Origin of the sequence: Amycolatopsis sp. NPDC006131, from assembly GCF_040614175.1 — a bacterium.
Lineage (GTDB): Bacteria > Actinomycetota > Actinomycetes > Mycobacteriales > Pseudonocardiaceae > Amycolatopsis_E > Amycolatopsis_E tucumanensis.
In genome coordinates this window covers 31,174-48,426 of sequence record NZ_JBEXTX010000030.1, presented here as the reverse complement: position 1 = coordinate 48,426, position 17,253 = coordinate 31,174, and the positions used below count along the sequence as shown (strand labels likewise).

Here is a 17,253-nt window from a genome sequence, read left to right as displayed (position 1 = left end):
CCGCGCCCCCGGCCGTCCGTAAGGGACTGTTGTGGGGAACTCACGCGGCCGCCGCTTTTTGAGCCAGGAACACGCACGCGGATGACAAGTTTTCCGGCGCCGCGAGGCTCAGGGGGCCAGCCGCGGGCTGTCTGGCAACCCGGGTCAGTAATTCCCCGCCAGCCCCCCGACCACCCTCGGGACGGCAAGCCCGTAGACCGGCCACCCGCGGACCGGCCCGGCGGGCCGCTACGGCTTGCGGCCCACCGCCCCGACGATGCACCGCGCCGCGAGGCTCAACGGCGCCAGCCGCGGGCCGTCCGGCCACCACTCGTCGCAGACGGCGAGTCCGGGCTCGGACAGCGCGTTCGGCTTGATCAGCTCCAGGCCGTCCAGCATCGCCATGATCTCGTCGCGCGTGCGGAACCGCCCGGCGCCCATCGGGCCGTTGACGAGGATGTTCTCGATCCGCTTCGCCACCTCGGTCAGCTCCGGCACCTCGGGGTCGAAGAAGTGCGAGAACACCACGTAGGAGCCGGAGGGCAGCGCGTCGATGTAGGCGCGCATGATGGCGGTGGCGCCGTCGCCCTCGTAGTGGTGCATCGTGCCGACGTGCAGCAGCACCAGCGGCTCGCTGAAGTCGAGGTGGCGCCGCACGACCTCGTCGCCGAGCACCTCGGACGGCTCGAAGATGTCCGCCTCGGTCATGTGCACGAAGTCGTTCTCCTCGAGCAGCGCGCGGCCGTGCGCGAGGACCACCGGGTCGTTGTCGACGTAGACGACCATCGCCTCGGGGTTGGCGCGCTGCACGATCTGGTGCGTGTTCTCCGCGGTCGGCAACCCCGAACCGCAGTCGAGGTACTGGGCCACGGTGGTCTGGCCGGCGAGGAAGCGGCAGGCGCGGTTGAGGAAACCGCGATTGCCGCGGGCGATGTCCACCGCCTCCGGGACCGCTTCGTTGATCTTCCGCATCACCATGCGGTCGACCTCGTAGTGGTCCTTGCCGCCGAGGAATCCGTCGTAGATGCGGGCGATGCTCGGCCGGGTCGGGTCGACGCCGACCGGCACCTGGCTGGGCGAAGAAGCCATCACAACACCTTCTCGCGAGCTGGTGGGTGAACACACAGTAGTGCTCCGCGTTCGCCCCGTGGAACCGCCCTCAGGCGACGGGCGCGGACTGGGCCAGCGCGCCGGTCAGGGTCGAGTACACCGGCAGCACCCGGTCCAGGCCGGCGAGCTTCAGCGGCTGCAGCACGGTCCCGCTCGCCGCGACGACCCGCAGCGGCGTGTGGTTGCGGGTGCACCGGTCGTCGGAGTTGATCAGCAGCGTCAGGCCGCACCAGCCGAAGAACTCGACGTCCCGCAGGTCGAGCACGACGGGCGCGGGCGGGGTCGCGACGGTCACCGCGGTGCTGAGCTCCTCCTGGAGGTGCCCGAGCGAGCTGAAGTCCACCTCGCCGGCGACGTGCACCACGACAGCGGAACCACGCGCCTCCCGGCGGGTGGTGAGCAGACCGTCGGCGGAGGTGCTCCGTGACATGCCGCTGCCCTCCCCTGCGCCCGAGGCCCGGTGCGGTTGTCCTATCACGGGAGGTGCGGGGTGTCCACCGATCCACCGGCCCCGACCTGGCGTTTCGTCCTCGTTGGCCTCGTCTCGAAGGAGCCACCGCCGGGTTTCGCGCATGTTTCCCCCATATTTTTCCTTGACATGACGTTTTCCTGCACCGACGATCGCTGACATGCAGAATGACGTCAAGGTTGGCGAGCTGGACCGCCGGATCGTCGCCGCGTTGCAGCTCAACGGCCGGGCGTCGTGGGGCGCCGTGGCCAAGTACGCGGGCACCAGCGAGTCGACCGTCCTGCGCCGCGCCGCCCAGCTCACCGAGAGCGGGCAGCTGCGCGTCATCGGCGTGGTGGACGTGCTGCGCTGCGGGCTCGGCGTGCCCGTCCTGGTCCGGTTCCGCTGCCGTCCCGGCACCGCGGGCGCGGTCGCCGAGGCGGTCGCGGCGCGCCCCGAGACCCGCTACGCCAGTGTCCTCACCGGCAGCGCGGACTGCACCGCCGAGCTGGTGCTGCCGACGCACTCCGACGTGGCGCGGCTGCAGCTGGACGGCCTGCCCGTCGGCGGCGACGTCCTGGAGACCGAGACGCTCGCCGTGATGCGGACCTTCACGTCCAACCACGACTGGGACTCCGGCGTCCTCGGCCCGGACGCCGTCGCGGGCCTGCGTGGCGAAGACGTGCGGCCGTTCGAAGAACAGCTGTGGGAGCGGCCGCCGGAGAAGCTCGACGAGCTGGACCTGGCGATCATCGCCGCGCTCGGCGAGGACGGCCGGATGTCGTTCAAGGAGCTGTCCCGCCAGGTCGGCAGCAGCGAATCGACCGCGGCTCGGCGGGTGGACTCGCTGGTCAAGCGGGGCTGCCTGCGCTTCCGCACGCTCGCCGAGCCGGGCATCCTCGGCTTCACCGTCGAGTTCATGCTGTGGCTGTCGGTACTGCCCGGCCACCTCGACGCCGCCGGGCAGCAGCTGGCCGCCCACCCCGGCACGCGGTACCTGTCCGCCACGACCGGCCGGTTCAACCTGGTCGGCCAGGTCGTGCTGCGGCACTACGGCGAGCTGTACCGGCACACCACCGACGTCGTGGGCGCGCTGCCCGGGCTGCAGGCCGCCGACGTCACGCTCCAGGTGTCGACCCTCAAGCGCGCCTGGACCCCCACTCCCCGCACCATCCTGGAGGAAGCGTGAACGACCAGCTCCACCCCTGGCAGTGGGACGAGCCCACTTGGCGCGGGCACGTCGGACGGGTGCGGGCCGGACGGCCGCTGCGCCCGTCGTCGTGGCCCGGCCGCGCGCGTGTGGCGGTCGCGCTGTCGTTCGACTCCGACCACGAGACGCCCGCCCTGCGCGACGGCGAGGTGCTGCCCGGCAAGCTCGCGCAAGGCGAGTACGGCGCGCGCGTCGGCGTGCCGCGGATCCTGCGGTTGCTGGAGCGGTTCTCCGCACCCGCGACGTTCTTCATGCCTGCGGTGTCGGCCCTGCTGCACGACGGCGAAGTGAAGTCCTATGTGGACGGCGGGCACGAGGTGGCGCTGCACGGCTGGATCCACGAGCGCAACACCTCCCTGCCGCCGGAGGCCGAGCGCGACCTCGCCTTCCGCGCCGCGGACACGCTGGAGCGGCTGGCCGGGACCCGTCCGGTGGGCATCCGCACGCCGTCCTGGGACTTCTCCGCCGCCACGCTCGCCATCACCCGTGAGCTGGGGCTGGCCTACGACTCGTCGCTGATGGCCGACGACGACTGCTACGAGCTGCTGGCCGACGGCGAACCGACCGGGGTCGTCGAGCTGCCGGTGGAGTGGATCCGCGACGACGCGCCGTACTTCATGATGGAGCGCTTCGCGTCCCTGCGCCCGTACACGCCGCCGCGCGGGGTGCTGTCCATCTGGCGCGACGAGTTCGACGCCGCGCACGCCGAGGGCGGGTTGTTCCAGCTGACCCTGCACCCGCACATCATCGGCCACCGCTCGCGGATGGCCGTGCTGACCGAGCTGCTGGAGCACATCAGCGGCCACGACGTCTGGTTCGCCACCCACGCCCAGGTCGTCGCCCACGTCCTCGCCGAGCAGGAGGCACCGTGACCACCCACGCCGCGACCGCCCAGGAGCACCGGCTCTCGCCCGCGCAGCGCAAGGCGATCGTCGCCGGCGCGGTCGGCAACACCGTCGAATGGGTCGACTGGGCCGTGTACGCGACCTTCGCCCCGGTGTTCGCCAAGCAGTTCTTCACCCCGGGCAACGAAACCACCGCGCTGCTGTCCACGTTGGCCGTGTTCGCGGTCGGGTTCGTGATGCGGCCCATCGGCGGCGCGGTGCTCGGCGCCTACGCCGACCGGCACGGCCGCAAGAAGGGCCTGACGCTCACCATCTCGCTGATGGCGGGCGCGTCACTGGTGATCGCGGCGTGCCCGACGTACTCGAAGATCGGGGTGCTCGCGCCGATCGTGCTGCTGCTGGCACGGCTGGTGCAGGGCTTCTCCGCCGGTGGCGAGTTCGGGTCGTCCTCGGCGTTCCTCATCGAGTCCGCGGCCCGCGGGCGGCGCGCGTTCGCCGGGTCCTGGCAGCAGGTTTCGGTCGGCGCGGGCGCGCTGATCGCGTCGCTGATGGGAACCGTGCTGAACTCGACGCTGTCCGACGCGCAGCTGCAGAGCTGGGGCTGGCGGCTGGCGTTCGGCACCGCCGGGCTGCTCGGACTGGTCGGGCTGTGGCTGCGCCGCTCGGTGCACGAAACCGAGGCGTTCACCCGGATCAAGGACCGGCCGCGCGGCAACCCGCTGGTGGCGATGTTCCGCGACCACCCGAAGGCCGCGCTGCGGGTCGCCGGCGTGACGATCGCCGGCACGCTCATCTACTACGTGTGGGTCACCTACATGCCGACCTACGCGCACCTGGCGACCGGCATCCCGCTGCGGCAGGCGCTGCTGGCGAACACGCTCGCGATCGTGGTGTTCCTGATCCTGCTGCCCTTCGGCGGGCTGCTGTCCGACCGGATCGGCCGCAAGCCGACGATGGCCGCGTTCGCCGCCGGGTTCCTGCTGTTCTCCTGGCCCGCGTTCCACTTCCTGGCGGCGGACTTCTGGACGCTGTTGCTCATCGAGATCGTCGGCATGGTGCTGATCGTCGGGTACTCGGCCAACTGCGCGGTGATCATGGCCGAGCAGTTCCCGCCCGAGGTGCGCACCACCGGCATCGGGCTGCCGTACGCGCTGGCCGTCGCCGTGTTCGGCGGCACCGCGCCGTACGTGACGACCTGGATGAACGCGCAAGGGTTCGGGCACCTGGTGTGGCTGTACGTGGCGATCGCCGCGGTGATCGGCCTGGCCGTCTACACGACGATGCCGGAGACGAAGGGTAAGGAGCTGTAGTGCGGCACGTGCTCGTCACCGGCGCCGCGAGCGGGATCGGCGCCGCGATCGCCGCACGGTTCCGCGGTGACCGGCTGACCCTGGCCGATGTGGACGGTGGCCGGCTGGCCGCGGTGGCTGCCGGACTGGGCGCCGGGTGCCGGGTCGGCGACCTGGCCGACGCCTCGTTCGCGGAGTCGCTTGTGGACTCCGATGTCGATGTGCTGGTCAACGCGGCCGGGATCTACCCGGCGACGCCGCTGCTGGAGATGACGGCGGCGGCGTGGGACCGGGTGCAGGACGTCAACGTGCGTGCGGCGATGCTCACGACCGTCGCGTTCGGACGGAGCTGTGTCGCGGCCGGGCGCTCCGGCGTGGTGGTGAACATCTCGTCGGGCGCGGCGACGCGAGCCCGTCCCGGTGCGGCGCACTACGCGACATCGAAAGCGGCGCTGGAGATGCTGACCAAGGCGTGCGCCGTCGAGCTGGGGCCGCACGGCATCCGGGTCAACGCGGTCAGCCCGGGGTTCGTGACCGTGGACAGCGCGGCGAACCCGGTCACCGAGGAGTACGCGGCCGCGGTGTCGGTCAACCCACTCGGGCGGCGCGGTCAGCCCGCCGACATCGCCGAGGCGGTGCACTGGCTGGCGGGCGAGCAGGCCGCGTGGATCACCGGCGCGGTGCTGCGCGTGGACGGCGGTTCGACTGCCGGCGCGCCGGGATTGCCGTTGCACTGGGACGGCGCGACCGCCGTCCAGGAGGGGAGTTCGCATGTCTGAGCCGTACACGGTCGTCGGCGGCGGGGCGATCGGCGGCACGCTGGCGTTCCACCTGGCGCGGGCCGGGCACCCGGTGCGGATCGTCGACACCGACGCCGCGCACGTCGCCGCGATCCGGCGTCACGGGCTGGTGCTGCGGGGTCCCGGCGGCGACGCGAGCGTTGCGGTGGAGGCGTGTTCACCCGACGAGGCGCCCGCGGTTCTGGGCCCGGTGCTGCTGGCGGTGAAGGCGCAGGCGACCGAGCAGGTCCTGCCCTGGCTCGCGCCGCGGCTGGCGCCCGACGGGTTCGTGGTGTCGCTGCAGAACGGGCTGAACGAGCAGGCGATCGCGGCGGCGGTGGGCGCCGAACGGACGGTGGGGGCGTTCGTGAACCTGTTCGCCGACGTGGTCGAGCCCGGCGTCGTCCAGGACGGCGGCGCGGGCGCACTGGTGGTGGGCGAGCCGGACGGGCGGATCACGCCGCGGGTCGAGCGGATCGTGGCCGACCTGCAGGCGTGGGGCCCGGCCAAGGCGACGGCGAACGTCGAGGGGTTCCTGTGGTCGAAGCTGGGTTTCGGCGCGATGCTGACCACGACGGCGCTGGCCGACGCGCCGATGGCGGACCTGATCGACCGGCATCGCCCGCTGATGCACGCGATCACGGCGGAGGTGCTGGCCGCCGCGGGCGACCGGGTGCTCGAGCCGTTCGACCAGTTCGACCCCGGCGCGTACCTGCCGTCGGCGTCGCCGGTGGCCCGGGAGGCGGCGACGGACCGGCTGGTGGCGTGGCTGCGGACCCAGCCGAAGGACCGCAGCGGCATCTGGCGGGACATCGCGGTGCGGCGGCGGCCGGTCGAGGTGCACCACCACTACCGGCCGGTGCTGGAGCTGGGCGGGGTGCCGTTGCTGGCGGCGGTGCTCGCCCTCTTGCGGGACGTCGAGAGCGGACGCAGGCTGATGTCGGAAGATCACCTGAGCGAACTGGAGCGGATGCTGTGACCGATGTCCGGGCGTTGCACGAGTGGGCGCGGGCGCACCGCGAAGAGATGGTCGACGACCTGGGCCGGTACACCGGGCTGGAGACGCCGAGCACGGACCGGCTGCTGCTGGAGGCCGGGCTGTCCTGGCTGGACGGCTGGCTGCGGGCGCGGCTGGGTGAGCCGGCGTCGGTGGGCGTGACCGAGGGCGGCGAGTTCGGCGACGTCCGGGTCTACGACTACGCGGGATCGGACGCCGCGCCGGTTCTGTTGCTGTGCCACTACGACACGGTGTGGCCGCAAGGGACACTCGACGGGTGGCCGTTCACAGTGGACGGTGACATCGCGACCGGGCCGGGTGTGTTCGACATGAAGGCCGGGCTGGTGCAGGCGGTGTGGGCGTTGCGGGCGCTGGAGGCGGCGGGGCTGCCGCGGCCGCCGGTGCGGCTGGTGCTCAACGGCGACGAGGAGATCGGCAGCCCGGTGTCGCGGCCGGTGATCGAGAAGTCGGCGGCCGGGGTGCAGGCGGCGCTGGTGTTCGAGGCCGCGGCCGACGGTGCGGTCAAGACCGCGCGCAAGGGCGTCGGGATCTACCGGGTGTCCGCGACCGGGGTGGAGGCGCACGCGGGGCTCGACCCGGGCAAGGGCGCGAGCGCGGTGGACGAGATCGCGCGGGTGGTGCTGGCGCTGCACGGGCTGACGGACCTGGCGGCCGGGACGACGGTGAACGTCGGCGTGGTCGGCGGCGGTTCGCGGGGGAACGTGATCGCGGGCTCCGCCTGGGGCGAGGTGGACGTGCGCGTGTCGAGCGCGGCCGAGGCGGCGCGGATCGAGGCGGCGCTGGCCGGGCTGACGGCGGCCGACCCCCGCGCGACGGTGACCGTGGAGGGCGGCTGGAACCGCCCGGTGATGGAACGGTCGCCCGGGATCGCGGCGTTGTTCTCGCGGGCGCGGGACCTGGCCGCGGAGATGGGGGTGACGCTGCGGGAATGCGCGGTGGGCGGCGCCAGCGACGGCAACTTCGTGGCCGCACTGGGTGTCCCGGTGCTCGACGGCTTCGGCGCCACCGGCGACGGGGCCCACGCACGCCATGAGCACGTTTCGGTGAGCGGCATGGTGGAACGGAGCGCCCTCGCCGCCGCGGTACTCACCTCGCTGGCCTGAGGCTGTTCGCGCCTTGCCGGGAGAGCGCCTGGCCCCGGACGGCTGGCCGCGGGCGGCTGGCCACTGGCCGCTGGCGGCGGGCGACCGGCCACTGGCGACCGGCCGCTGGCGGCTGGCCGCGGGCGGCTGGCCGCGGGCGACCGAGCCACTGCCGACCTGCCGCTGGCGACCGGCCGCTGGCGGCTGGCCGCGGGCGGCTGGCCGGGAGGCGACTTCTCCCCCTGCGGAGGAGATACCGCTCCTGGGGCGGCACCCCCTCCTGGGTGCCGAATCCGATTGCCGCGCATCCCGCCGTCACCGCAGCGGGCGATGGCCGCGGCAGCACCGTGCCGGGCGTGCGGCTCAGGCGTCGCCGCCTTCGAGGAATGCCCTGCCTCTCGGCGAGAGGCGATAACCCACCTCCAGGCTTTCCGTCAGGCCGAGTTCCTTCAGGCGCCGCACGCGGCGTTTGAACACGTCGCGCGCCAGGCCGACCCGCTCGGCCAGCTCCACGGCCCGCACGCCCTCGCTGTCGGCGATCAGCCGCAGGAACGCGCCGGTCCACGGCACCTCCGCCACCCGGTCCATCCGCCACAACGCGGCGCCGATCGCGGCGCGGTCGTCGTCCGTCAGGTCGGCGGTTTCCCGCAGGGCGATCCGCGGGTCCGGGCCCGCCACGCGCAGTCCGATCCGGTACAGCCGTCCCGAACCGCGGTCGGGCATCTGCGCCGCCGACTCGTAGCCCGCGGCCCTGGCGTCCTCGTCCGTCACCGTCGCGACCTCGTCCACCGAGGTCACCTCGACCACTCCGGCCGCGGTGCGCATCCGGGAGCCGGGGCGCACGCGGGGCGCGTCCCACCTGCGGAAGGCCACCGTGACGCGGCCCGCCGCCAGTCCCTCGATCGCCGCGCGGTCGAAGAGCATGCCCCAGTCTCGCACGCAAAACCGCTTGCGCCCATGCCCGAAGATCACCCACATGAGCAATGAGATCCGTGCCCGGTACGACGACGACACGATCGTCGTGTACCAGGCCTACTCCCCCGAGATCGCCGAGCCCGCCCTGCGCGCCGGCACGTTCGTGCCGCCGTTCAAGCGCGGCCGCATGACGTGGATCAAACCGTCGTTCCTCTGGATGGCCTACCGCAGCGGCTGGGCCCGCAAGCCCGGCCAGGAACGGGTCCTCGCGGTGACCATCACCCGCGCCGGCTTCGAATGGGCGCTGGCGCACTCGTGCCTGTCCGCGTTCGACCCGGGCCACCACCCCAGCGAGGACGCGTGGCGACGGCAACTGGCCACCAGCCCGGTGCGCATTCAGTGGGACCCGGACAAGAACCTGCACCTGCGCCCGCTCCCGCGACGCGCCATCCAGATCGGCCTGGCCGGCGAGGCCTCCGACCGCTACGTCGGCGAGTGGATCACCGGCCTGGCCGACGAGACGGAACGCGCCCACGAGATCGAAGCGCTGGTGCGCGACCGCCGCCTGGACGAGGCCCGCGCACTCCTCCCGGAGGAGCGCCCCTACCCGGTCGACGCGGACCTGGCCGCCCGCCTCGGCGCCGCCTAAGGGCCCACCGCGCGACGGCATCCGCGGCGCCCGACGGCCGCCAGGCGACGAAGCCGTCCGGGCGCAACGGTCCGACATCCCCGCCCACCGCGCCGCCCGGCGGGGCCGGGCGAGTCGCTCGCGTCGGCCCGTGCTAGCGGGCCAGCACCCGCGCCACCACCGACTCCAGCACCGCATCCGCGCCCGCCACGGCGACCGGCGAGCGCCAGGCGACGAAGCCGTCCGGGCGCACCAGCAAGGCGCCGCCCTTCTCGATGCCGATCGTCGACAGCCAGTCCGCGTCCGGCAGGACCGCCGTGCCCATCGGGACGTCCAGCCGGGCGGCGGCCTTCTCCGCTGCCTCGCGCCAGGACACCTCGCCCGCGAACACCGCGAACCCGGATCCCACCAGGTCCAGAGTGGACACCCCGGGCGAGACCCACCGGTGCGGCAACCGGGATCCCGGCGCGCCATCCAGTGCGGCCGCCAAATCCTCTGTGGACGGTGGCCGCACGACCGCGTCGATGACCGCCGTCGAGTCGTACCGGTAGCCCATCGTCACCAGCGGCGCGTTCCACGCCCCGACGGCCTCCCGCTCCGCCACCGCGGCCGGGTCCCAGTGCAGCCGCGGGTTCTCCCAGCGCAGCACGGCCTGCCGCGTCACGAACTCGGCCACCGCGTGCCGCTCGTCGTGGTAGGTGTCCAGCAGTCCATCACCGGCCTGGCCTGCCAGCACCAGCGCCAGCTTCCACGCCAGGTTGTGCGCGTCGGCCATCCCCGTGTTGAGCCCGAACGCCCCGAGCGGCGAGACCGACCGCGCGGCGTCCCCCGCCAGGAACGCCCGCCCGGCCCGGAACTCCTCGGCCATCCGCAGCGTCGCGCGCCACCACTTCGCGGCGACCACCCGCACCGGCACGTCCGCGCCGAGCGCCGTCCGGATGAGTTCCTCGGGGCTCCCGAGCGCGCCGGTGTGCAGGACCCACCGCCGTTCGCCGACGCTGAGCAGCATCCCCCGCACGCCCGGGTGGCCGATCTCCACCATCATCGGCAGCGCGCCGAAGAACCCGGTGAGATCCGCCTCGAACAGGATGTTCAGCACCGGCTCCCCCACCTCGCCGGGACCGGTCGTGCCGATCCCGAGCGCAGGCCGCACGGCGGTCTTCACCCCATCCGCCCCGATGAGGTACCGCGTCCGCAGGACCCGCCCGTCGGACAGCTCCACCGACACCCCGTCCGCGTCCTGCGAAACCCCGGCGACGGCCACGCCGAATTCCACCGTCACACCACGCTCGCGTGCGGCGGGCAGCAGCGCGGCGTCCAGCCGGTCCTGCGGGTAGTGGCCGACAGGCTGCTCCGGCGAGATCTCCGGCTGCGTGAACGGCGTCCGCCGCGGCGCGTTCGCCCGGTCGATCTCCGCGACCGTGCGCGCGTCCGCCTTCCACATCTCGGTCGACCGGACAGCGACGGTGTCGAGTTCCGCCGTCAGGCCGGCCTCGCGGAAGAACTCCAGCGTGCGCGGGCTGAGACCGAGCGCCCGCGGGTGCTCCGACAGACCCGCGCGGCGCTCCACCACGTGCGCGCGCACCCCGTGGTGCGCCAGGAACACCGCGGCGGCCAGGCCGACCGACCCACCACCGGCGATCACCACATCCGACATGAGCTTCCTCCTCCCAGGCGGGAACACTGTTCCCGCTCTTGGGAACACTGTACCCGAGAAGTACGCTGTGCCCATGCCGCCCGCGAAGAACCCGCCGACGATGGTCTGGATGCGCGACCGGACCACGAAGACGCGGCCGGTCGTCACCGAGGAGAAGATCGTCCGGACGGCCATCGCGATCGCCGACGCCGAGGGACTGGACGCGCTGTCCATGCGGCGGCTGGCGGCGGAAATGGGCACCGGCACCACGTCGCTCTACCGGCACGTGGCCGGCAAGGACGAGCTGTTCGAGCTGATGGTCGACACGATCATCGGCGAGGAGCCGCTGCCCGAACCGGCCGACGACTGGCGCGCCGAGCTGGCCCAGCTGGCCCGCCGCCAGCGGGCCGTCATGCTGCTGCACCCCTGGCTCGCCCAGCAGGCGGCCCGCCACCCGACGCTCGGGCCGAACGTGATCGCGCGCGCCGACCACCACCTCGGCGTCGTCTCCAGGATGACCGGCGACCCGACGCTCGCGACGATGGTGGTGGACACGATCAACACCCACGTGCTGGGAGCGGTGTCCGCCGAGCTGGCCGAGCTGGAGGTCCAGCGCCGCACCGGCATGACCGAAGACGAGTGGCGGAACTGGGTGGGCGCCTACGTCCGGCAGGTCGTCGAGTCCGGCCGGTACCCGCACTTCAACCGGCGGGTGCTGGAAGCCGACGACGTCGATCCCGCCACCCGCTTCGAATTCGGCCTGGAATGCCTGCTCACCGGGATCGAAGCGGCCCTGCGCGGGTGAACTCCCGGACGGTCAGCCCGCGGCCAGCGCCTCGTCGACGGTTCCATAGAGGTCGAGCACCTTGTCCAGCGCGGTGAGCGCGAAGATCCGGGCCAGCGAGCCCGGTGCGACGATCCGCAGCACGACGCCCGACGTGAGCGCGGCGGTGATCGCGGCCAGCCCGGACGATCCGAGGAACGCGACCCCGCTCAGGTCGACCACGACCACGCGCGGCCGTCGCGCCACCAAGCGGCGGAACGCGGCCTCCAGCCTGCCCGCGGTGGCCAGGTCGAGTTCGCCGCCGACCGCGAGCACGGCGACGTCGCGACTCGGCCAGCGGACCGAGACGTGCAGCGGTGTGGATGTGCTGAGTCCGGCGGATTCCTCCGGAACACGCGGAGCCCGTGACATGACGCGCTCGCCTACCCTTCGGCGACAGCACTCTGCGGCTGCGCTCTGAACCGCGTCCAACCCAGCGTAGTCGACGCGCCTCCGGCAGTACCACCGCCGGGCGCGACGGACCCTGTCCTGGCCGCCGCGGCGCGGTACGCTCGGATGCGATGAGACGGTCCGGAATCGTCGTGGACGCGCGCGGCCTCGGCTGCCACGACCACCTGTGCTGGGGCTACGAGGACCCGGCCGAGTTCCGGTCCCGGGTTCGGGAGTTCCTGGCCGAGGGTCTGGCCCTGGGTCACCGGGTCTGCTACGCCGGGACCGGCCCGGTGTCGCGCCTGGCCACGGATCTGGACGGCATCGTGGACGGCGGCGAGGCCCGCCGCCGCGGCGACCTGCGGGTGGTTTCGCTCGACGACCTCGGCGCGCTCGGCGATCCACACGTGCGCTTGCGGATCTACGCGAAGGCCACCGAGGCGGCGCTGGCCGACGGTTACCGGGGCCTGCGGGTGGCGGCCGACGTCACCGGGCTGTTGCAGTCACCCACGCGGTTGAATTCGCTGGCGCGGTTCGAGCACCTCGCCGACGGCTACTCCGCGGTGCACCCGTTTTCCGCGCTGTGCGGCTACGACCGCCGGAAGCTGGACCGGCCCACCCTGGCGCTGCTGTCCGCGCTCCACCCGAGCGCCAACGAAAACGGCGCGGGTTTCCGGTTGCACGCCTCGGCCCGCGGCGGCTGCTGCGCGAGCCTCGGCGGCGAGCTCGACCTCGCTTCGGCCGAGCTGTTCCCCCGCGCACTCGGCCACGTCGATCCCCGGCCCGTCGGCGGCCGGCTGGTGCTCGACGCGGCCACCCTGGACTTCATCGACCACCGCAACCTGCTGACGCTGGCCGAGCACGCCAGGCGGCACGCGGCCGAGGTGGTTCTGCGCACTCCCCGCCCGGGACCGGCGAGCGTCGTGGAGGTCCTGAAACTCGAGGACATCCGCGTGGAGGCCCCGCGATGAGCACCGGATTCGTGCACGAGGCCCTGTTCTACGGCTCACCGGAGGAGTACCTGGCCGGGCTGGTGCCGTTCCTGACCGACGGCCTGGCGGCGGGCGATCCGGTGGCGGCCGCCGTGCCGGAGCCCAACCTGTCGCTGCTGCGCGAGGCGCTCGGCGACGACGCGAGCCGCGTGCACCTGCTCGACATGGGCGTCGCGGGCCGCAACCCGGGCCGGATCATCCCGCAGGTGCTTCGGGGCTTCGCCGACCGGCACCGCGACGCCGCCCGCGTGCGCATCATCGGCGAGCCCATCTGGGACGGGCGGTCCGCCGTCGAGTACCCGGCCTGCGCTCAGCACGAGGCTCTCATCAACCCGGCCTTCGCGGGCCGCGACGTGACGATCGTGTGCCCGTACGACACCAAGGCGCTCGACTCGGTCGCGATCGCCGACGCCCACGTGACGCACCCACTGGTCACCGAGGGTGGCGTGCGGCGCGGCAGCGACACCTACGCGTGGGACGACCTCGTCGCCCGGTACAACGACGAGCTGAAACCGGCCGCGGGCGCGGTGACGTTCCGCGTCCAGGTGCCGGACGACCTGTCCGTGGCGCGCCGGTCCGTCGCCGCGTACGCGCTGGAGTTCGGGCTGGGCGAAGCGCGCACCGAGGACCTGAAGCTGATCGTCACCGAGCTGGCGACGAACAGCCTGCTGCACGCCGGCACCGCGTGCGAGCTGAGCCTGTGGCGCGAGGGCGCGGAACTGGTCTGCTCGGTCACCGACGGCGGGCGGCTGACCGACCCGCTCGCCGGACGGCGCCCGCCCGAACGGGGTCAGCTGTCCGGCCGCGGCCTGCTGCTCGTCAACGACCTGGCCGACCTGGTCCGCACACACCGCGCGCCGCACGGCACGACCATCCAGGTTCGCATGCGGCTGGACGGAAAGCCCTTGTGACAGAAGGGGCCGGGATGTCCACTTCGGAACCGATCCGGCCCCCACGGCGATCACCCACCCGGTATGTTCGGCGGGTCATGACGAAACCCGACCAGCCGTTCCTCCTCGACACCCTGCGCGCCGAGATCCACGGCATCGGGGTCCTCGCCGCTCCGGCCGATCCGGACCTCCCGGTGCCCGCGTGTCCGGGGTGGACGGCGGGCGCGCTGGTCCGCCACCTCGGCGGGGTGGCGCACCGCGTGACCGACTGGGTGGACAGCCAGACCCTGCCGCTGGAGTGGGAACAGCAGCCGCCCGCGGGGCAGGACGTGCTGAGCTGGTTCCAGGCCGCGGCCGACGGACTGTTCCGCAGCCTCGCCAGCCGCCCGCCGAGCTTCCCCTGCCAGACCTGGTTCCCCGCCGACCGGACCTACGGGTTCTGGCGCCGACGGATGGCCCACGAGTTCACCGTGCACCGCGTCGACCTGGAGCAGGCGCTGGGCCTGCCGCCGGTGGTGGATCCGGCGCTGGCCGCCGACGGGGTGGACGAGGTGCTGACGGTGTGGCTGGCGGAGGGCAACCGGCCGGCGCCCGAGGACACGGTCTCGGTGGACGCCTCGGGCGAGGTGTTCGAGGTGCGGTGCGCCGGTCGCGTGTGGACGGTGCGGATGCCCTCGGGGACCGGAAATCCCTTGGTGCGACCGGAACCGGCGGCGAGCGCGGACGGGCGGGTGTCCGGCGCGCCGGCGGACGTGTACCTGTGGCTGTGGGGGCGCGGGCCTGCCGACCCGCTGACGGTGACCGGGGACGTCTCCGGACTGCGTGCGGCGCTGGCGGCCGTCACCCGCTACGCGGCGTGAGATTGGGCACGACAGCCGCGGGATCAGGTCGCGAGGGCCCAGAATGGGTGGGTTGCGCACCAACCCAGGGAGGGCCGATGCAGGAGCCGTTGTTCGGCTCGGTCGACGAGGTCGTCGAGCGCCTGGCCGGCGCGGGCTACCTGGCGTCCACCGCCGTCGCCACCACCGTCTTCCTCGCCGACCGCCTCGGCAAGCCGCTGCTGGTCGAGGGCCCGGCCGGGGTCGGCAAGACCGAGCTGGCGCGGGCGCTGGCGCAGGCCACCGGCAGCGAGCTGGTCCGGCTGCAGTGCTACGAGGGCATCGACGAGGCCCGCGCGCTCTACGAGTGGAACCACGCCAAGCAGCTGCTGCGCATCACCGCGGGCCGCGACGAGGGCTGGGAACAGGCCCGCGACGAGGTGTTCAGCGAGGAGTTCCTGCTCCCCCGCCCGCTGCTCAAGGCGATCCGCAACCCGGACCCCACGGTCCTGCTGATCGACGAGACCGACAAGGCCGACGTCGAGATGGAAGGCCTGCTGCTGGAGGTCCTCGGCGACTTCCAGGTGACCGTGCCGGAGCTGGGCACGATCACCGCGCAGCGTCGCCCGTTCGTGTTGCTCACCTCGAACGCGACCCGTGAGCTGTCGGAGGCGCTCAAGCGGCGCTGCCTGTTCCTGCACCTGGACTTCCCCACGCCGGAGCTGGAGCGCGACATCGTCACGCTCAAGGTCCCCGGGCTGGACGCGCGCCTGGCGGACTCGGTGGTGCGGGTCGTGGCCGCGCTGCGGACGATGGAACTGCGCAAGGCGCCCTCCATCGCCGAGACCGTCGACTGGGCGCGCACGCTGCTCGCGCTGGGCGCCGACACGCTCGACGAGCAGGTGGTCGAGACCAGCCTCGGCGTGATCCTGAAGTACCAGAGCGATCACCGGAAGGCCGCGGCCGAGCTGCGGCTCGACTCGCTGCTGTCATGACCTCCCCGGGGCTGGCGCGGCGGCTGGTCGAGTTCGTCGGCTCGCTGCGCGAGCACGGCATCCCGGTCGGTCCCGGCGAAACGGTCGACGCGGCCGCCGCCGTGGACGTGCTCGGGCTGGCCGACCGCGAGCAGCTGCGGGCCGCGCTGGCGGCGACCGTGCTGCGCCGCTCGGGGCAGCGGGGCACCTTCGACGCGTTGTTCGACCTGTACTTCCCGGTCGCGGTCGGCGCCGCGGAGACGGCCGGGGACGTGCCCGCGGACGCGGCGGAGCTGCGGGAAGCGCTGGTCGCCGCGCTCGCCGAGGGCGACGGGGAACGCCTGCGGGCGCTCGCTTCGGCCGCGGTCGACCAGTTCGGCCGGTACGGCTCGTTCGGCGAAGGCGGGTCCGGCGGAGGCGGAGCGAACGGGATGCGCGGCTGGTCTGCCTACCAGGCGCTGGACCGGGTGCGGCCGGACGCGCTGCTGAACCGGGTGCTCGCCGCGATCCGCACGGACGACAGCGCGTTCGGCGACGCCGTCGCCCGCAGCGAGGCGCAATCCCGGATCACCACCTACCGCGAGGCCGTGCAGGCCGAAGCCCGCCGCCGCACCGCCGAGCTGCGCGGGCGTGAGCGGATCGCGCAGTACGCGGTGCCGCCGCAGACCGACCTGGTCAGCTTCACCAACGCCACCCGCGCCCAGCTCGCCGAGCTGCGGCGCACGATCCAGCCGTTGTCCCGCAAGCTCGCCACCCGGCTGGCAACGCGCCGCCGCCGTGCCCGGCGCGGGCAGATCGACCTGCGCCGCACGCTGCGCCGGTCGCTGGCCACCGGCGGGGTGCCGATGCGGCCGGCGATGCGCGACCGCCGTCCCGGCCGCCCGGAACTGGTGCTGCTGTGCGACATGTCCGGGTCGGTGGCCGGGTTCGCGCAGTTCACGCTGCTGCTGGTGCAGGCGCTGTCGGACCAGTTCAGCAAGATCCGCACGTTCGCGTTCGTCGAGCTGACCGACGAGATCACCGGCCTGGTCACCGCGGGTGCGGCGGACCCGGAGGGGCTCGCGCGGCGCATCCTGACGCAGGCGAAGCTCACCCGGTGGGGCATGAGCAGCGACTACGGCGGTTCGCTGGCGAGCTTCGTGGACGGGTGGCCGGACGCGGTCGGGCCGCGCACGTCGGTCCTGATCCTCGGCGACGGCCGCACCAACGGCGGCGACCCGAACCTGGACGCGGTGCGCCGGATCGCGGAGCGGGCCAAGCACGTCCACTGGCTCAACCCGGAGGCGCGATCAGCTTGGGGCACGGGCGATTCCGCCGCCCTGCGGTACGCGCGCGTGGTGCCGATGCACGAGTGCCGCAACCTGCGCCAGCTCACCCAGCTGGTGACCGAACTGCTGCCCGGCTGACGGTAACGAAGCCGTCTCGCG

General features: G+C 73.2%; 18 protein-coding genes. 13 read left to right on the top strand and 5 right to left on the bottom strand.

Translation table 11 applies throughout. From position 1 onward, the window contains the following. Positions 1-228: 228 nt before the first annotated feature. Positions 229-1,068 carry an SAM-dependent methyltransferase gene (locus ABZ215_RS17895; RefSeq protein ID WP_354950329.1) on the bottom strand — a complete coding sequence of 280 codons (840 nt, stop codon included), beginning with the start codon at positions 1,066-1,068 and terminating at the stop codon, positions 229-231. A gap of 70 nt (positions 1,069-1,138) precedes the next feature. Continuing rightward, the gene (locus tag ABZ215_RS17890; protein WP_354950328.1) at positions 1,139-1,519 is read right to left on the bottom strand and encodes an STAS domain-containing protein; all 381 of its coding nucleotides are present in this window, start codon (positions 1,517-1,519) and stop codon (positions 1,139-1,141) included. Positions 1,520-1,718: 199 nt separating this feature from the next. Between ABZ215_RS17890 and ABZ215_RS17885 the strand changes: the two genes are divergently transcribed. The 6 genes from ABZ215_RS17885 to ABZ215_RS17860 are packed head-to-tail and all read left to right on the top strand — an operon-like array spanning position 1,719 to position 7,781. Further along, on the top strand, positions 1,719-2,726 hold the full coding sequence (locus tag ABZ215_RS17885; protein ID WP_020421373.1) for an Lrp/AsnC family transcriptional regulator: 1,008 nt from the start codon (positions 1,719-1,721) through the stop codon (positions 2,724-2,726). After that, positions 2,723-3,619 carry a polysaccharide deacetylase gene (locus ABZ215_RS17880; RefSeq protein WP_354950327.1) on the top strand — a complete coding sequence of 299 codons (897 nt, stop codon included), beginning with the start codon at positions 2,723-2,725 and terminating at the stop codon, positions 3,617-3,619. The genes ABZ215_RS17885 and ABZ215_RS17880 overlap by 4 nt, the downstream gene beginning before the upstream one ends. Continuing rightward, positions 3,616-4,902, top strand: coding sequence for an MFS transporter (locus ABZ215_RS17875; protein ID WP_354950326.1), 1,287 nt, complete (start codon positions 3,616-3,618; stop codon positions 4,900-4,902). The genes ABZ215_RS17880 and ABZ215_RS17875 overlap by 4 nt, the downstream gene beginning before the upstream one ends. Beyond that, entirely contained in the window at positions 4,902-5,660 is a 759-nt protein-coding gene (locus ABZ215_RS17870) for an SDR family oxidoreductase (protein ID WP_354950325.1), read from the top strand. The genes ABZ215_RS17875 and ABZ215_RS17870 overlap by 1 nt, the downstream gene beginning before the upstream one ends. Further along, entirely contained in the window at positions 5,653-6,639 is a 987-nt protein-coding gene (locus ABZ215_RS17865; protein WP_354950324.1) for a 2-dehydropantoate 2-reductase N-terminal domain-containing protein, read from the top strand. The genes ABZ215_RS17870 and ABZ215_RS17865 overlap by 8 nt, the downstream gene beginning before the upstream one ends. Then, complete coding sequence (locus tag ABZ215_RS17860) at positions 6,636-7,781, top strand: M20/M25/M40 family metallo-hydrolase (RefSeq protein ID WP_354950323.1); 1,146 nt, start codon at positions 6,636-6,638, stop codon at positions 7,779-7,781. Before ABZ215_RS17865 ends, ABZ215_RS17860 begins: the two co-directional genes overlap by 4 nt. 342 nt (positions 7,782-8,123) lie before the next feature. Here ABZ215_RS17860 and ABZ215_RS17855 read toward each other — a convergent pair whose 3' ends face one another. After that, positions 8,124-8,699, bottom strand: a complete 576-nt coding sequence (locus ABZ215_RS17855; RefSeq protein ID WP_354950322.1) for a hypothetical protein — start codon at positions 8,697-8,699, stop codon at positions 8,124-8,126. A 37-nt stretch (positions 8,700-8,736) separates the two neighbouring features. Here ABZ215_RS17855 and ABZ215_RS17850 point away from each other — a divergent pair, with 37 nt between their 5' ends. Next, positions 8,737-9,324 carry a DUF4291 domain-containing protein gene (locus ABZ215_RS17850; RefSeq protein ID WP_354950321.1) on the top strand — a complete coding sequence of 196 codons (588 nt, stop codon included), beginning with the start codon at positions 8,737-8,739 and terminating at the stop codon, positions 9,322-9,324. Between the two features lie 133 nt (positions 9,325-9,457). On the opposite strand, the gene ABZ215_RS17845 is transcribed toward ABZ215_RS17850, so the two are convergent. Then, a complete protein-coding gene (locus ABZ215_RS17845) occupies positions 9,458-10,960 on the bottom strand; it encodes an FAD-dependent monooxygenase (protein ID WP_354950320.1) in 1,503 nt (500 codons plus the stop codon). 73 nt (positions 10,961-11,033) lie between these two features. Between ABZ215_RS17845 and ABZ215_RS17840 the strand changes: the two genes are divergently transcribed. Beyond that, positions 11,034-11,744, top strand: a complete 711-nt coding sequence (locus ABZ215_RS17840) for a TetR/AcrR family transcriptional regulator (protein ID WP_354950319.1) — start codon at positions 11,034-11,036, stop codon at positions 11,742-11,744. Between the two features lie 12 nt (positions 11,745-11,756). On the opposite strand, the gene ABZ215_RS17835 is transcribed toward ABZ215_RS17840, so the two are convergent. Further along, positions 11,757-12,134 carry an STAS domain-containing protein gene (locus ABZ215_RS17835; protein ID WP_354950318.1) on the bottom strand — a complete coding sequence of 126 codons (378 nt, stop codon included), beginning with the start codon at positions 12,132-12,134 and terminating at the stop codon, positions 11,757-11,759. 149 nt (positions 12,135-12,283) lie between these two features. Between ABZ215_RS17835 and ABZ215_RS17830 the strand changes: the two genes are divergently transcribed. The 5 genes from ABZ215_RS17830 (at position 12,284) to ABZ215_RS17810 (ending at position 17,232) form a co-directional block, all read left to right on the top strand. Then, positions 12,284-13,123 (top strand): MEDS domain-containing protein, encoded by an 840-nt coding sequence (locus ABZ215_RS17830; RefSeq protein ID WP_354950317.1) that lies wholly within the window; start codon positions 12,284-12,286, stop codon positions 13,121-13,123. Then, positions 13,120-14,055: an anti-sigma factor RsbA family regulatory protein gene (locus tag ABZ215_RS17825; RefSeq protein WP_354950316.1), complete on the top strand. Its 936-nt coding sequence runs from the start codon at positions 13,120-13,122 to the stop codon at positions 14,053-14,055. Before ABZ215_RS17830 ends, ABZ215_RS17825 begins: the two co-directional genes overlap by 4 nt. A gap of 77 nt (positions 14,056-14,132) precedes the next feature. After that, positions 14,133-14,894 carry a maleylpyruvate isomerase family mycothiol-dependent enzyme gene (locus ABZ215_RS17820; RefSeq protein ID WP_354712727.1) on the top strand — a complete coding sequence of 254 codons (762 nt, stop codon included), beginning with the start codon at positions 14,133-14,135 and terminating at the stop codon, positions 14,892-14,894. A 77-nt stretch (positions 14,895-14,971) separates the two neighbouring features. Further along, entirely contained in the window at positions 14,972-15,847 is an 876-nt protein-coding gene (locus tag ABZ215_RS17815) for a MoxR family ATPase (RefSeq protein WP_020422687.1), read from the top strand. Then, on the top strand, positions 15,844-17,232 hold the full coding sequence (locus tag ABZ215_RS17810) for a VWA domain-containing protein (RefSeq protein WP_354950315.1): 1,389 nt from the start codon (positions 15,844-15,846) through the stop codon (positions 17,230-17,232). Before ABZ215_RS17815 ends, ABZ215_RS17810 begins: the two co-directional genes overlap by 4 nt. The last annotated feature ends 21 nt before the right edge of the window (positions 17,233-17,253 follow it).